Below are 14,896 nucleotides of genomic sequence, written 5' to 3' on the forward strand. Positions count from 1 at the left end.
ACGATGACCACGACGGACATAGTGACAATCGCGACGCGACCACGACTGGAGCGTCAGCCGGTACGACGACTGCTGGCACGACCCGAGATCGGGGCACTCGTCGCCGCACTGGCGGTGATGATCTTCTTCTCCGTGTACACCGACACCTTCATGACGATGGCGGGTGCGGGCGTCTGGCTCGAGTCGGCCTCGACCTTCGGCATCATGGCGGTCGCGGTGGCTCTCCTCATGATCGGCGGGGAGTTCGATCTCTCGGCGGGCGTCATGACGGGCTTCACCGCTCTCATCGTCGGAGTCCTGACCACGCACTACGGCCTGAACATCTGGGTCGCCGTACTGATCTCGCTCGCTGCCGCACTCGCGATCGGCGCGCTGAACGGGTTCCTCGTGATGAAGACGGGCTTGCCCAGCTTCATCATCACCCTCGGCACCTTCTTCGTGCTGGCCGGCATCGACTTGGCCGTGACGAAGCTCATCACCGGACAGGTCGCCATCCAGGGCATGACGAAGGTGCCGTTCTACGACACGATCCAGCCCGTGTTCGGGTCATCGATGCAGATCGGCGGGGGCACGTTCTACGTCTCCGTGCTGTGGTGGTTCCTTGTCGCGGCGCTCGCGACCTGGGTTCTCCTGCGCACCCGCTCCGGGAACTGGATCTTCGCTGTCGGCGGCGCGCTGAACTCGTCGCGCCAAGTGGGCGTGCCGGTTCTCAAGACCAAGATCGGCCTGTTCATGGTGACGGCGGGCGCGGCCTGGCTCGTCGGCATGATCTCGCTGTTCCGCACCTCGACGGTTCAAGCCAACACGGGCGTGGGCCAGGAGTTCATCTACATCATCTGCGCCGTCGTCGGCGGCTGCCTGATGACCGGTGGCTTCGGCTCGGCGATCGGCGCGGCACTCGGCGCCCTCATCTACGGGATGGTCTTCCAGGGCATCACCTTCGCACAGTGGGACACGAACTGGCTTCGCACCTTCCTGGGCGCGATGCTCCTGCTCGCCGTCTTCCTCAACCATTGGGTGCGCCTTCGAGCAGGAGGAACGAAATGACCACGACCACAGCGACGGCGGTGCCCGTCGTCGAAGTCCGCAATGTCGGCAAGAGCTACGGTGCGATCAACGCCCTCAGCGGTGTTTCGACGACGGTGAACGCCGGCCAGGTGACCTGCGTCCTCGGCGACAACGGCGCGGGGAAGTCGACGTTCATCAAGATGCTCGCCGGCGCTCACACGCCGAGCGAGGGCGAGATGCTCCTCGACGGCGAGCCCGTCAGCTTCTCCTCGCCGCGAGCCGCCCTGGATGCCGGAATCGCCACGGTCTATCAGGATCTCGCCGTCGTTCCGCTGATGCCGGTGTGGCGGAACTTCTTCCTCGGCTCCGAGCTCACGAAGGGGCGAGGTCCTTTCCGCCGCCTCGACGTGAAGCGGATGAAGGAGGTCACCTATACCGAGCTCGCGAACATGGGCATCGACCTGCGCGACGTGGATCAGCCGATCGGAACGCTCTCCGGAGGTGAGCGCCAGTGCGTCGCCATCGCTCGCGCCGTGTACTTCGGTGCCCGGGTGTTGATCCTCGACGAACCGACGGCCGCGCTCGGCGTCAAGCAGTCGGGTGTCGTGCTGAAGTACATCGCACGGTCGCGCGACCGCGGCCTCGGCGTGGTCTTCATCACGCATAACCCGCACCACGCGTTCCCTGTGGGCGACCGATTCCTGCTGCTGAACCGCGGGACGAGCCTGGGCAACTACGAGAAGGCGGACATCGACCTCGCCGAGCTCACGAGCCTCATGGCCGGTGGCGCCGAACTCGATTCGCTGGCGCACGAGCTCGAACAGACTCTGGGCGCGGATTCCGCGATCGTGAAAGAGCTGGAGAAAGAGGCAACCGGGGGCGCGCACAGCACTGAATCTCCATAGGCTCGGGTGCGCGCCTTCCGCGTGGATCAGTCGTCCCGCTCCCGTGCGAACGCGTTGCCGTCCGGGTCCCGGCCTTCTCACCCGAGCAGCGTCACGCCGAATCCTGCGACGACCGCTCTCAGCTCGGACAGGTAGCGCTGCGCCTGCTCGGTGAGCGGTATCGCGGAGTGGGCGATCCAGCCGATCTCGATGCGTTCGTCGACGTCGAGCGGGATCGCGACGATCTCGGGGTCGAGGTCGTCGCTGATGATGCCCGTCGAGATGGTGTAGCCGTCGAGCCCGATCATGAGGTTGAAGATGGTCGCGCGGTCGGAGACCCGGATCTCTTGCGGGCTGGAAAGGGTGGAGAGGATCTCCTCGGCGAAGTAGAAAGAGTTGTTCGCACCCTGGTCGAAGGTGAGCCGCGGCACGTCGGCGAGGTCGTCGAGAGTCACGCGGTCTCGGGCGGCGAGGGGGTTCTTGCGGGAGATGAAGATGTGCGGCTCGGCGACGAAGAGCGGGCGGAACGCGAGCCCGGAGTCCCGGAGCAGCTTGTCGATGACGTTCCGGTTGAAGTCGTTGCGGTAGAGGATCCCCAGCTCGCTGCGGAGAGTGCGGACGTCTTCGATGATGTCCCACGTGCGCGTCTCGCGCAGGGAGAACTCGTACTCGGTCGCCGAGCTCGCCTTCACCATCCGGACGAGTGCGTCGACAGCGAACGAGTAATGCTGCGTCGACACCCCGAGCAGGCGTCGTGACGGCGGTCGGTCGAGGTAGCGCTGTTCGAGGAGCGCGACCTGCTCGACGACCTGCCTGGCGTATCCGAGGAACTCCACGCCGTCCGTGGTGAGCGTCACGCCTCGGGCGGAGCGGAGGAGGAGGACTCGCCCCACCCGGCTCTCGAGGTCTTTCATCGCTGCGGACATGGTGGGCTGGGCGACGTAGAGCAGATCGGCGGCGGCACTGATGGAACCCTCCGCCGCGACCTCGATGTAGTAGGTGAGTTGTTGGAGGGTGATGCCGCTGGACCGCTTTGCCATAGCTGAAGACTATGGCATGCCATAGTCACAGGACATTTCTCGATAGGAGCACTCAGGCCGCACCATGGAGGCACCCCACTTTCGCGAGGCCGAGCCCGGCCGATCAGCTCCCCGATTGGCATGTCATGGCACACGATTTCCTCTTCCGCATCACGACGACCCGGTTCGACGAGGACTATTCACCCTCTGACAGTTCCCGGATCACCACGAACTTCGCCAACCTGGCGCGGGGCGAGCATCGTCAGGAGAACCTCCGCAACGCGCTGACGATGATCGACCGGCGGTTCAACGATCTGGCGGACTGGGACAACCCGAACCGGGACCGCTACACCGTCGAACTCGAGATCATCTCCGTCGCGGTGCAGTTCGCTGCAGAGGGTGAGGACCAGGAGTTCCCTCTGCTCGAGGTTCTGGACATCAGCATCGTCGACCGTCTCACCGGAAAGCGCAGCCAGGGGATCGTCGGGAACAACTTCTCGTCCTACGTCCGCGACTTCGACTTCAGCGTGCGGCTGCCGGCGGCCAGGGAAGCCGCGGGCGGGTTCACCGTTCCCGCGGACTTCGGCGACCTGCACGGCAAGCTCTTCCAGCACTTCCTCGACTCGGAGACGTACCAGGAGCGCTTCTCGGTGTCGCCGGTGATCTGCATCAGCGTCTCGACGAGCAAGGTCTACCGTCGCACCGAGAATCACCACCCGATCCTCGGTGTCGAGTACGAGCAGAAGGATCCCTCGCTGACCGACGAGTACTTCGGGAAGATGGGGCTCTCGGTGCGCTACTTCATGCCGCGCGGCAGCGTCGCGCCGCTGGCGTTCTACTTCCGCGGCGACCTGCTCGGCGACTACACGAACCTCCAGCTCATCGGCACGATCAGCACGATGGAGACGTTCCAGAAGATCTACCGACCGGAGATCTACAACGCGAACTCGGCCGCCGCGAGCGTCTACCAGCCGACCCTCGACCAGCAGGACTACTCGGTGACGAAGATCGCCTACGATCGCGACGAGCGCAGCCGGCTCGCGGCCGAGCAGGGGAAGTATGCCGACGAACACCTCATGAAGCCGCACGGCGACCTCCTCGAGCGGTGGGCCGCCGGCTCCCTCGTTCCTGTCGGATGACCAACGGAGAATCACCGATCATGAACACGCTTCTTCCCACGTCGATCGTCGGCAGCCTGCCGAAACCGTCCTGGCTGGCTTCGCCCGAGACTCTCTGGGCTCCGTGGAAACTGGAGGGTGATGCCCTGGTCGAGGGCACCCAGGATGCGCTGCGTCTCACCGTCGAGGAGCAGCGTCAGGCGGGCCTCGACATCATCAGCGACGGCGAGCAGTCGCGCCAGCACTTCGTCACCACCTTCATCGAGCATCTCTCCGGAGTCGATTTCGACCAGCGCGAGACCGTCCGGATCCGCGACCGGTACGACGCCAGCGTGCCGACTGTCGTCGGCGCCGTGAGCCGCGAGAAGCCCGTGTTCGTCGAAGACGCGAAGTTCCTCCGCCAGCAGACCGATCAGCCCATCAAATGGGCCCTGCCCGGTCCGATGACGATGATCGACACGCTCTACGACCGCCACTACAAGAGCCGCGAGAAGCTGGCCTGGGAGTTCGCGACGATCCTCAACCAGGAGGCGAAGGAGCTCGAGGCCGCCGGGGTCGACATCATCCAGTTCGATGAACCCGCCTTCAACGTCTTCTTCGACGATGTGCAGGACTGGGGGGTGGCGGCGCTGGAGCGAGCGGCCGAAGGGCTGCGCGCGGAGACGGTGGTGCACATCTGTTACGGCTACGGCATCAAGGCGAACACCGATTGGAAGGCGACCCTCGGCGCGGAGTGGCGCCAGTACGAGAAGTCCTTCCCGCTGCTCCAGAGCTCGAGCATCGACACCATCTCGCTGGAGAGCCACCACTCTCACGTCCCCTTGGATCTCATCGAGCTCATCCGGGGCAAGAAGGTGATGCTCGGGGCTATCGACGTGGCCAGCCAGACGATCGAGACCCCGGAGGAAGTCGCCGACACCCTCCGGGACGCGCTCCGTTTCGTCGACGCCGACAAGCTCATCCCGAGCACGAACTGCGGCTTGGCGCCGTTGTCTCGTGACGTCGCACGCGGCAAGCTGCGAGCGCTCAGCGCCGGCGCCGCCCTGCTTCGCGACGAGCTCGCCGCCGCGCAGCTCTGACCTGCGTTCGCGAACCGTCCGCACACCTCCGCGGTAACCTCCTCTTATGACCCCGACGCCGCTGCCGACTGCGAAGTCGAGCAGCATGGGTCGCGGTCTGGACGTGCTCGCCGCACTCACGACCTGCCTTCGCGAGGGGCGCAAGGCAACGGTCGTCGAGATCGCACGATCGCTCGATCGCGAGCGTTCCCAGGTGTCGCGCTCGCTCGCGGCCTACGAAGCGTCAGGGCTCGTGGTCAGAGCGGAGGACCGCTCGTTCACGCTCGCCTGGGGGTGGTACGCGGCGGCTCAGGATCTCGTGTCCAAGCGCATCGCCGCACACGGTCTCGCCGTGCTGGAGGGTCTCTCCTCTCTTCTCGGCGAAGCGACGTTCCTCAGCGTGCTCCAGGGGGACGCGACCCTCACGACGCTCGAGAGCCTGCCTTCCGGATCGCGCATGATCGGCTCCTGGATCGGCCGCGCGTATCCGGCGTACTGCAGCGACGCCGGACGCGCCGCGCTGTGGGACGCCTCGGCGGAAGAGGTGCGTGCGATCTTCGCCGCGACGGACTTCTCCCGACAGGGGCCGAACACGCCGAGCTCGGTCGACGACTTCCTCGACCGGCTCGACGCGGACAGGCGGCGAGGATTCGCCGTCGTGGATCAGGAAGCCGAGCCGGGCCTCTACTCGGTGGCCGCGCCCGTGTGGGACTTCCGGGGCGAGGTCGTCGGTGCCGTCCAGGTCGTGGGAACCCGCGATTCGCTCCACCCGCGGACCGCCGAGTGCGGAGCCGCGTGTGCGGCCGCGGCAGCGGACCTGTCGCGACAGCTCGGAGCTCCGGCTTCCCCGGCGATCTCGGGTTAGACGGCGTCGGCCGCGGACGTCAGCTCTCGAGCGAAGTGCGTGAGCAGCGCGCGGGTCTCGCGCGTCGCGCCCTTCGGGCGATGCCGACCGCGCACCGCGAGCGACGCGATCACCTCGCCTCCGCGCCGGATCGGCAGAGCGAACTCGTCGATGCCCTCGTCATACTCCTCGGATGCCGCGATCAGACCGTCGGCGCGATCGCGTTCCAGTTTCCCGCGCACGTCCTCGGTCGAACGCCCCGCTGTCGGCCCGCCGACGCCGATGAACTGGACGTTCTCGAGAAGGGCCTCGAGCTGTTCGGTGCTGTGGTCCCAGAGCAGTGCCCGCCCGGCGCCGGTGCACCAGATCGGCGTCACCAGTCCTTCGCGGACCGATCTGTCCGATCCGTCGGCCGACCGCTCGAAGCGCAGCAGGACACCTCGTGGGCCGTCGGCGACCGTGATCAGCGCGTTCACCCCGAGCTGGGAGGCGAGGGCGCGCAGGGCGGTCCGAGATGCGCGCAGCCATGCCACGTTGAGCGCGGCAGCCGTGTGGAAGAACTCGGGTCCAGCCGAGAAGCGGGCGTCATCGTCTCTGCGGAGGAAGTCTCGCGCCCGCAGTTCCTGGGTGAGCCGGGACACCCTGCTGCGCTCGATGTCGGTGTGCTCGGCGAGACGGGACGCGTTCAGCCCGGGTCGTGCGCGGCGTTCCTGTTCGATCGCCGCGTCGAGAAGGCTCAGTCCCTGTGCGAGCGAGGATGACGCCACCGGCCGACCTCCCCTGGGTACGCGATCATGCTCATCCTATCCGGCGGCCCGCACGCCCTTGCGTCCGTGGCGCCACCAGAAGTAGAGGTAGCACGCTCCGACGAAGGGGATGCCGAAGTAGAGCGCGGCCACCTGATTCGGGTCGAACGCGATCGCGACGATCGAGATGAGCAGAAGCGAGAACGCGACGATCGGCAGCGCCGGGTAGAGCGGCGTCCGGTAGGCGAGGTCCTGCACGCGACCGCCTTCGCGGAGGAACTTCCGGCGATGGAAGAACTGTGAGGCGACGATCGACATCCACACGGCCACCACGGCGAATCCGGCGATCGACACGAGCACCAGGTAGACGGTGCCGGCGGCGATCACGCTGGTGAGCAGCGAGACGAGTCCGATCAGGATGCTGACGCTGAGGGCGATGAGCGGCACACCGCGGCGCGTGAGGCGTGTGAACGCCTTCGGTGCATGACCTTCCTCGGCGAGCGAGAACAGCATGCGCGCGCACGAGAAGAGTCCGCTGTTGCCCGCCGAGAGGAGAGCGGTGATGATCACGAAGTTCATGATGTCGGCGGCGAACGGCACACCCACGTACTGGAAGACGTCGACGAACGGGCTGCTGGTGACGCTGGCCTTCTCGTACGGGAGGATCGCCGCGATGACCGCGATCGCGCCGACGAAGAGCACGACGAGACGCAGCACCGTCGAGCGCAGAGCCCGCGGGATGTTCTTCGCCGGGTCCTTCGTCTCGCCGGCGGCGACGCCGATCAGCTCGGACCCGCTGAACGCGTAGAAGACGGCGAGAGCCGTGACGATCACACCGCTGAAGCCGTTCGGGAACAGGCCGCCGGGAGTGTCGAAGTTGGAGAGCAGGACGGCGGGCGGATGCTCGGCCGACAGCGGCGTGAAGCCGAAGATCGCCGCGCCGCCGAGCACGATGAGCCCGACGATCGCGACGACCTTGACCAGCGAGAACCAGAACTCCGCCTCACCGAACACGCGAGCCGAGATCGCATTGAGCACGAACAGCACCGAGGCGAAGATCAGGCACCAGGCCCACACCGGCACCCCGGGGAACCAGCGCTGCATGAGGATGCCGGATGCCGTGAACTCCGACCCCAGGGCGACGACCCAGCAGAGCCAGTAGAGCCAGGCGGTGGTGAAGCCCGTCGCGGGGCCGATCGACCGCGACGCATAGATGTGGAAGGCCCCCGAGACGGGGTAGGCGACGGCCAGCTCACCCAGGCATGCCATGACGAGGTAGACGACGAACGCGCCGATCAGGTACGCGACGATCGCGCCGAGCGGACCCGCCTGCGAGATCGTGTACCCGGAGCTTAGGAAGAGGCCCGATCCGATCACCCCGCCGAGCGCGATCATGATCAGGTGGCGAGCGTCCATGGTGCGCTGGAGTCGACGCAGCGGCACCTGGGTGGCCGTGGTGTTCGGCAGGACGTTGGGGAGGGGCTTCGCGCCGGGAAGAGGCGTCATCGGAACTCTCAATCGGGTGTGTATGTGCATCATATTCACATCTATGTGCCAATGACGCATTCTGGAGTGATCTGCCGGGGACACTATCCCCTCCGGGATCAGGACCGCAAGAGGGCATCGTCGGAAGAGGCCACGCAGTCCGGACTGCGGACGATCCGGCCGAGGCGCCGACAATCCGTCAGCTCTCGCTGCCGTTCTGCCAGGCGCACACGGACACCGACCGTGCCGAGGATGGACAGGTGTCAGCGCGGCGATGCCGGCGACAGCCCACGGAAGAAGGAGAACCCCGGTGACTCACCACGACCTCGCCCTCATCGGCTTCGGAGGCGTCAATCGCGCCCTCGCCGAGATCATCCGCGATCGGGGCGATGACCTCGCCGCCGACCTCGGCTTCGGCCTGCGGGTCGTCGCGATCACCGACCTCCGACTCGGATCGCTCATGCAGAGCGACGGCATCGACCTCGACGCCGTGCTCGCCATGACCGGCGCGGACACCTTCGCCGGGATGCCCGGCGGCGATGCGCAGCCTCGCAACGAGTACGTCATCCGCCACACCACCGCCGATGTCGTGGTCGAGGCCACTTTCACGAACCCGGTCGACGGCGAACCCGCGATCTCGCACGTCCGCGCAGCCCTCGAGAGCGGCAAGAGCGTCACCACCACGAACAAGGGACCTGTCGCACTCGCGAGCGCCGAGCTCAACCGCCTCGCCGCGGCGAACGGAGCCCGGTTCGAATACGAGGGATCCGTGATGAGCGGCACTCCGGTGCTGCGACTCGCGCAGCAGACTCTCCGGGGGCTCCGCATCACCGGCATCCAGGGGATCCTCAACGGCACGAGCAACTTCGTCCTCGGTCAGATGGAATCCGGCAAGTCGCTCGAGGAGGCCGTCGCCGAGGCGCAGGCACTCGGCTACGCCGAGGCTGACCCCACGGCCGACATCGAGGGGTCCGACGTGCAGCTGAAGGTCGTGATCCTCGCCAACGAACTGCTCGGCGCGGAGATCACGACCGCCGACGTGTCCCGCGTCGGCATCAGCGGGATCACTGCCACCGACGTGATCGCGGCAGCGGCGGCCGGCGAGCACTGGAAGCTCATCGGCACGGTCGAACGCGACGAGGCCGGAGCGGTGACGGCATCCGTCCAGCCGCTGTCGCTGGCCGCCGATCACCCGCTCGCGGGCATCTCCGGCGCGACCAACGCGATCGCCTTCACGACCGATCTGCTCGGCACCGTCACGATGTCGGGCCCCGGTGCCGGACGCCTCGAGACCGCCTATGCACTGCTCTCGGACGTCATCGCGATCGACGACCACCAGGCGACGCTCGCCGGGGCGCTCCGGTGAGCGCGCCCGCTGTGGAGGCCCCGGTGGCGCCGGCATCCCTTCTCGATGTGCTCGACCCGTACAACGGGGAGGTCATCGCCCGCCTCGAACAACACTCGGTCGACGACGTCGACGCCATCATGTCGCGCGCACGGCTCGGCGCGACGCTCTCCCGCGATCTGTCCCGTTTCGAGCGGCACCGGATCCTGGACCGCGCGGCTCGGATCCTCGAGGGTCGAGCGGAAGAGGCTGCGACACTCATCGTTCGCGAGGCGGGGAAGACCATCACCCAGGCGCGCAAGGAGGTGCGGCGGGCGGTGACGACGATCTCGCTGTCGGCCGAGACCGCGCGGGCGTACGACGGCGAGGTCATCCCCTTCGACGCGTACGAAGGGTCCGCGAACCGACGTGGCTGGTACACGCGGGAGCCGCTCGGAGTGATCCTCGCGATCACGCCGTACAACGATGCGCTCAACCTCGTGGCGCACAAGCTCGGCCCGGCGATCGCCGGGGGAAACGGAGTGATCCTCAAGCCGTCGCAGTTCACTCCGCTCACGGCGCGATTCCTCGTCGACGTGCTGCTCGAGGCGGGCCTGCCCGATGAGATCATCACGATCGTCCACGGGGATCGGCACGTCGCACAGGCTCTCGTGGCGGTGCGCGACATCCGCATGGTGTCGTTCACCGGAGGTTTCGCGACCGGTGAGGCGATCGCCCGCACGGCGGGCCTCAAGAAGCTCGCGATGGAGCTCGGAGGCAACGCCCCGGTGCTGGTCTTCGCGGATGCCGACATCGCCGCGGCGGTGGAGGCGTGCGTGTCCGGTGCCTTCTGGGCGGCAGGTCAGAACTGCGTCGGTGCGCAGCGCATCCTCATCGAGCGCGCCGTGTACGCCGAGTTCCGCGACCGCTTCGCGGCTCGCACCTCCACGCTTCGCGCCGGGGATCCCGTCAACCCGGCGACCGATGTCGGCCCGATGATCTCGGTCGCGGCGGCGACGCAGGCGGAGCGGGTGGTCGACGACGCGGTGCGGTCGGGTGCGCGGGTGCTCGCCGGGCATCGGCGAGAGGGTGCGGTGTACTGGCCGACGGCTCTCGAGAACGTCGCGCTCACCTGCGAGGTCTGGAGCGAGGAGGCGTTCGCGCCTGTCGTCGTGCTGAGCCCGTTCGACACCGAGGAGCAGGCGGTGGCCAAGGCCAACAGCATCGACTACGCCCTCCACGCCGCAGCGTTCACATCGGACATCACCCGTGCGCTGCGAGTGGCCGAGGCGCTCGACGCCGGCGGCGTGATGATCAACGACTCCTCCGACTACCGCATCGACAGCATGCCGTTCGGCGGCTCGAAGTACGGGAGCATGGGGCGCGAGGGAGTGCGCTTCGCCTACGAGGAGATGACGCAGCCCAAGGTCACCTGCATCACCACATGAAGTCTCCTCACGGCGGGGCGGGGGTCCGTGGGGGATGCCCCGCCCCTCCGTGAGGTCATGCCCGGTCGATCACCCGCGTCAGCGAAACCGCCGTCACGGTGTTCGCGACGCCGGGCACGGCGGCGAGCAGCTCCCAGATCTCGCCGATCCGGTCCATCGACTCGGCCTCCAGCGTCACGAGCAGATCGAAGTCGCCCGAGAGGACGTCGCACCTGCGCACCTCGGGAATCCGGGCGATCTCGGTGACCACGCCGCCGCCGCGCATCCGATCGCTGCGGTAGACCAGCACGACGGCGGACACGGGGGAGGCGCCTGCGCGTCCGGGGACGACGCTGTAGCCGCCGATCACGCCCTGCCTCTCCATGCGCTCCATCCGCTGTTTCACGGCGTTCCGCGACAGATGCACCTGGGAGGCGAGGGAGACCAGAGGGACGCGGGCGTCCTCGGTGAGCGCCGCGAGGATCTGGCGATCGATCTGATCGAGATGAAGCCGCTCCATCGAGACCTCCTGAGACAGTGCACGTACTGTGCATTATTCGCAATTGCGTGTGTCTATTATGCACCTTAGAGTGGATGTGGCGTCGACGTCGGCGCGGAACGAAGGAGACACGATGGGCGCTCGACCCGACCGCAAGGATCTGCACACGCTGTCCGATCTCAGCCTGGCCGTGCATGCGGGCAACCAGCTCGACTCGACGCTCGCGCTGCGCACGCCCCTCGTCATGGCGAACTCGTACCAGCTGCCCGACGACCCGAGCGAGATCAGCTGGTCGGCGACCGCGCCGGGGCTGTACACGCGCAACACCGGCGTCAACCAGGCCGCACTCGAACAGAAGCTCGCCGCCCTCGACGGCGCCGAGGACGCGGTCGCGCTCGCCTCCGGAGTCGCCGCCCTGCACGCCGTCTTCTTCACCCACGTGCGCGTCGGCGACCATGTCATCGTGAGCGATGTGGTGTACGAGGCCACCTGGCGCCTGTGGACCGAGCTGCTGCCCCAGCGCTACGGGCTGGAAGCCACCTTCGTCGACATCGGCGACCTCGACGCGGTGCGCGCCGCCATCCGGCCCGAGACGAGACTCGTCTGCATCGAGGCCATCGCGAATCCGACCACGAAGGTCGCCGACGTGAGCGCGGTCGCCGAGATCGCGCACGCCGCGGGCGCCATCCTGATGGTCGACTCCACGTTCTCGCCACCGCCGTTCTACCGGCCGATCCAGGACGGCGCAGATCTGGTCGTGCACTCGCTGACGAAGTACCTCAACGGCCACGGCGATGCGATGGGCGGATCGGTGACCGGTCGCCACGACCTCATCGAAACCATCAAGGCCGATGCGATGGTCGATGTCGGAGGGATCATCTCGCCGTTCAACGCCTGGCAGATCCAGCGCGGAACGGTGACACTGCCCCTTCGGCTGCGCCAGCACTTCTCCTCGGCGATGCGCATCGCCGAGATGCTCGACGGCGACCCGCGTGTGGAGTACGTGGCCTACCCCGGCCTCGAATCCCATCCGGACCACGACCTCGCCCTGCGTCAGTTCGGCGGGCGCGGCTTCGGCGGCATGATGGCGTTCGCCGTGAAGGGGTCTCCTGACGTGCAGAATCAGTTCGTGGCGAACCTGCGACTGATCACGTCCGGATTCTCCCTCGGGCACGACGACTCGCTGATCGTCCACACGGGGACCGAAGGGGGGCGCGTCGCCACGTACCCCGAGCCGTTCCGGAAGTTCGGGCACCTGCGGCTGTCCGTCGGGCTCGAGGACGCGGACGACCTTCTCGCCGACCTGCGAGCAGCACTGGACGCCACCTTCGGGAGCTGACGGTCCTCACGATCGAGTGTCAGTGCTCGGGCTCGGCTGCCGGGGGCTGTGCGGCGATGAGCTTCATGAAGATGGTGAGCAGGCCGAGAGCGTCGCGGGACGGGTCGAGCAGCGCCTGAATCCGCAGGCCGTCGACCATCGCGAGCACCAGGGTGATCTTCTCGTCCGCCGTCAGGAGCTCGTCCTCCTTCGTGGGAAGAGGCCCGTCCGTGAATCGCGACCGCATGCGCTCCCGGCGTCCGAGGAAGAACTCGTGGGCCGGATGCTCGGGATTGGTCGCGGCGACCGTGAGCGCCAGCCAGTTGCGCTGGAAGTCCGATTCGGCGAACTCATCGGCCAGGACGGCGCTGAGGATCTGCTCTCCCGGGACATGGGCCGTCATGATCCGGGAGGCGAGGTCCTCCTCGTGGGCCTCGCGCTGGGCGAGCGCCGCGGGCAGGAGCTCGTCCTTGCCGGAGAAGTGGCGCAGCAGTGCGGCGTGGGTGAGCCCGGCTCGGGCGGCGATGTCGCGGAGCGAGGCCCGCTCGTAGCCGTGCTCGGCGAAGCTGGCGAGTGCGGCTTCGACGATCTCCGCACGTCGCGCTGGCGTGGTCGCACTCGGGCCTCGGCGGCGGGGGAGGGCTCGGCGGGCAACGTCGACGTCATGCTCCCACCCTCTCACTTTTGCCTTCTGTAACCAAAGTGGTTACTATCGCTCTGGATCGCAATCGGTTGCCATAAGAACTCCGATCGCATCACGCGAGTACGCCCAGTGGAGGGCGCCGCGGATCACTGAACGATGAAGGAGTCCAGGTGACCAGCAACGAGTCCGATCGCGGCGAAACGATCGATTCGATCGTCGCGACCCAGCCGGTTGCCGGCAACGCGCCGGATGAGACCCCGCTCGAGGGGGCGGCAGCCGTATCCGAGCCCACCGCCAAGGTCAGCGGCGGCTACATCTTCTGGCTGATGCTCGCGAACTTCGGAGCATCCATCGCGATGATGGTCCCGCTCGCCTACGGCCTGGCCCTGCGCATCACCGAGCTCGTCCCCGGTCATGAGGAGGTGCTCGGCTACGTCACCGGAACCGCGCAGCTCATCTTCCTCGTCCTGAGCCCGATGATCGGCATCTGGAGCGATCGCACGCGTTCGCGGTTCGGGCGGCGCACGCCATTCCTGTTCCTCGGCGCTGCGCTCGGCATCACCGGTGCCGTCATCATCGGGTTCGCGCCGAGCCTTCTGCTCGTCGGGGCCGGCTGGGTCGTCGCCATGACCGGATGGTCGACGGCGGGAGCCGCGATCCAGACCCTCCAGGCCGACAAGCTCCCCGAGGAGCAGCGGGGCAAGGTGTCGGCGCTCACCGGTCTGATGACCCAGATCGCCCCCGTGCTCGGCATCGGCATCGCCTACGCGGTGTCGTCGAGCACCTTCCTCGTGTTCTTCGTCCCCGCCGTCATCGGCGTCGTGCTCCTCGTGCTGCTCCCGACCTTCAACAAGGAGGGGAGCTCGAAGGATCTCGTCGTCGACTCGACCGTCACCCTCAGGAAGGTCGTCGCGGGGTACGGCTTCAACGCCCGCAAGTACCCCGACTTCGCCTGGAACTGGGTGGGCCGCATGGTCTTCTTCATCGGTCTGTACTTCAACACCACCTTCGGGACGTTCTTCTACGCCCAGCGGCTCGACCTGCCCGTCCGCGAGGTGGCGGGCGTGGTCGCGACCGTGGGGATGCTGGGCGTCCTGGCAGCCGCCGGCGGCGCGCTCCTCGGCGGGTTCCTCTCGGACAAGCTCAAGCGGCGGCGCCTCTTCGTGCTCATCGCGGCGTTCATCTTCATCGGCGGCGCGTTCGCGGAGGCCTTCGCCTGGTCGCTGCCGCAGCTCATCATCGGCGCCGTCCTCATGCAGCTCGCGATCGCCGTCTTCGCCACGGTCGACCAGGCGATCGTCTACGCGATCATCCCCGACCGCGCCGAGTCCGGGCGCTACATGGCCGTCGTCGCCTTCGCGCAGAAGATCCCCAGTGCCGTGGCTCCGCTGATCGCACCACTGATCATCACGATCGGCGCTGTCGGAGCCGAGAAGAACTACACGCTGCTGTACCTGATCGGTGCGGCCTTCGCCCTCATCGGCGGCCTCATCATCATGTTCAAGGTCAAGGCGGTGCGCTGA

At 67.2% G+C, this 14,896-nt stretch carries 14 protein-coding genes; 9 read left to right on the forward strand and 5 right to left on the reverse strand.

Annotated elements, in window-relative coordinates:
- Positions 1–3: 3 nt before the first annotated feature.
- Together ABS642_RS18440 and ABS642_RS18445 are read left to right on the forward strand one after the other, a co-directional pair.
- Entirely contained in the window at positions 4–1,047 is a 1,044-nt protein-coding gene (locus ABS642_RS18440) for an ABC transporter permease (RefSeq protein WP_350351271.1), read from the forward strand.
- Positions 1,044–1,913 (forward strand): ATP-binding cassette domain-containing protein, encoded by an 870-nt coding sequence (locus tag ABS642_RS18445; protein ID WP_350351272.1) that lies wholly within the window; start codon positions 1,044–1,046, stop codon positions 1,911–1,913. Before ABS642_RS18440 ends, ABS642_RS18445 begins: the two co-directional genes overlap by 4 nt.
- Positions 1,914–1,990: 77 nt before the next feature.
- On the opposite strand, the gene ABS642_RS18450 is transcribed toward ABS642_RS18445, so the two are convergent.
- The gene (locus tag ABS642_RS18450; RefSeq protein WP_282215989.1) at positions 1,991–2,932 is read right to left on the reverse strand and encodes a LysR family transcriptional regulator; all 942 of its coding nucleotides are present in this window, start codon (positions 2,930–2,932) and stop codon (positions 1,991–1,993) included.
- 125 nt (positions 2,933–3,057) lie between these two features.
- On the opposite strand from ABS642_RS18450, the gene ABS642_RS18455 reads away from it, so the two are divergent.
- From ABS642_RS18455 to ABS642_RS18465, 3 genes are read left to right on the forward strand one after another with little or no spacing between them, the layout of a single operon-like run.
- Positions 3,058–4,050, forward strand: a complete 993-nt coding sequence (locus tag ABS642_RS18455) for a DUF1852 domain-containing protein (RefSeq protein WP_350351273.1) — start codon at positions 3,058–3,060, stop codon at positions 4,048–4,050.
- Between the two features lie 20 nt (positions 4,051–4,070).
- Entirely contained in the window at positions 4,071–5,108 is a 1,038-nt protein-coding gene (locus ABS642_RS18460) for a methionine synthase (RefSeq protein ID WP_350351274.1), read from the forward strand.
- Between the two features lie 46 nt (positions 5,109–5,154).
- Positions 5,155–5,952 carry an IclR family transcriptional regulator C-terminal domain-containing protein gene (locus ABS642_RS18465; RefSeq protein ID WP_350351275.1) on the forward strand — a complete coding sequence of 266 codons (798 nt, stop codon included), beginning with the start codon at positions 5,155–5,157 and terminating at the stop codon, positions 5,950–5,952.
- Here ABS642_RS18465 and ABS642_RS18470 read toward each other — a convergent pair.
- Both ABS642_RS18470 and ABS642_RS18475 read right to left on the reverse strand, forming a co-directional pair.
- On the reverse strand, positions 5,949–6,698 hold the full coding sequence (locus ABS642_RS18470; RefSeq protein WP_350351276.1) for an IclR family transcriptional regulator C-terminal domain-containing protein: 750 nt from the start codon (positions 6,696–6,698) through the stop codon (positions 5,949–5,951). The two genes, ABS642_RS18465 and ABS642_RS18470, sit on opposite strands and share 4 nt — an antisense overlap.
- A 36-nt stretch (positions 6,699–6,734) precedes the next feature.
- Positions 6,735–8,183 (reverse strand): amino acid permease, encoded by a 1,449-nt coding sequence (locus ABS642_RS18475; RefSeq protein WP_350351277.1) that lies wholly within the window; start codon positions 8,181–8,183, stop codon positions 6,735–6,737.
- A gap of 289 nt (positions 8,184–8,472) precedes the next feature.
- Between ABS642_RS18475 and ABS642_RS18480 the strand changes: the two genes are divergently transcribed.
- Both ABS642_RS18480 and ABS642_RS18485 read left to right on the forward strand, forming a co-directional pair.
- Positions 8,473–9,528 (forward strand): homoserine dehydrogenase, encoded by a 1,056-nt coding sequence (locus tag ABS642_RS18480; RefSeq protein WP_350351278.1) that lies wholly within the window; start codon positions 8,473–8,475, stop codon positions 9,526–9,528.
- Entirely contained in the window at positions 9,525–10,934 is a 1,410-nt protein-coding gene (locus tag ABS642_RS18485) for an aldehyde dehydrogenase family protein (RefSeq protein ID WP_350351279.1), read from the forward strand. The genes ABS642_RS18480 and ABS642_RS18485 overlap by 4 nt, the downstream gene beginning before the upstream one ends.
- Before the next feature lie 55 nt (positions 10,935–10,989).
- Here the strand turns inward: ABS642_RS18485 and ABS642_RS18490 are convergent, their stop codons facing one another.
- Positions 10,990–11,433 carry an Lrp/AsnC family transcriptional regulator gene (locus ABS642_RS18490; RefSeq protein ID WP_350351280.1) on the reverse strand — a complete coding sequence of 148 codons (444 nt, stop codon included), beginning with the start codon at positions 11,431–11,433 and terminating at the stop codon, positions 10,990–10,992.
- Positions 11,434–11,545: 112 nt separating this feature from the next.
- Here ABS642_RS18490 and ABS642_RS18495 point away from each other — a divergent pair, with 112 nt between their 5' ends.
- Entirely contained in the window at positions 11,546–12,751 is a 1,206-nt protein-coding gene (locus ABS642_RS18495; RefSeq protein WP_350351281.1) for an aminotransferase class V-fold PLP-dependent enzyme, read from the forward strand.
- 19 nt (positions 12,752–12,770) lie between these two features.
- On the opposite strand, the gene ABS642_RS18500 is transcribed toward ABS642_RS18495, so the two are convergent.
- The gene (locus tag ABS642_RS18500; RefSeq protein ID WP_350351282.1) at positions 12,771–13,412 is read right to left on the reverse strand and encodes a TetR/AcrR family transcriptional regulator; all 642 of its coding nucleotides are present in this window, start codon (positions 13,410–13,412) and stop codon (positions 12,771–12,773) included.
- A 131-nt stretch (positions 13,413–13,543) separates the two neighbouring features.
- Between ABS642_RS18500 and ABS642_RS18505 the strand changes: the two genes are divergently transcribed.
- On the forward strand, positions 13,544–14,896 hold the full coding sequence (locus tag ABS642_RS18505) for an MFS transporter (protein ID WP_350351283.1): 1,353 nt from the start codon (positions 13,544–13,546) through the stop codon (positions 14,894–14,896).

The sequence above is a fragment of the Microbacterium sp. A8/3-1 genome, from assembly GCF_040267695.1.
In the GTDB taxonomy this organism is placed as follows: Bacteria; Actinomycetota; Actinomycetes; order Actinomycetales; family Microbacteriaceae; genus Microbacterium; species Microbacterium luteolum.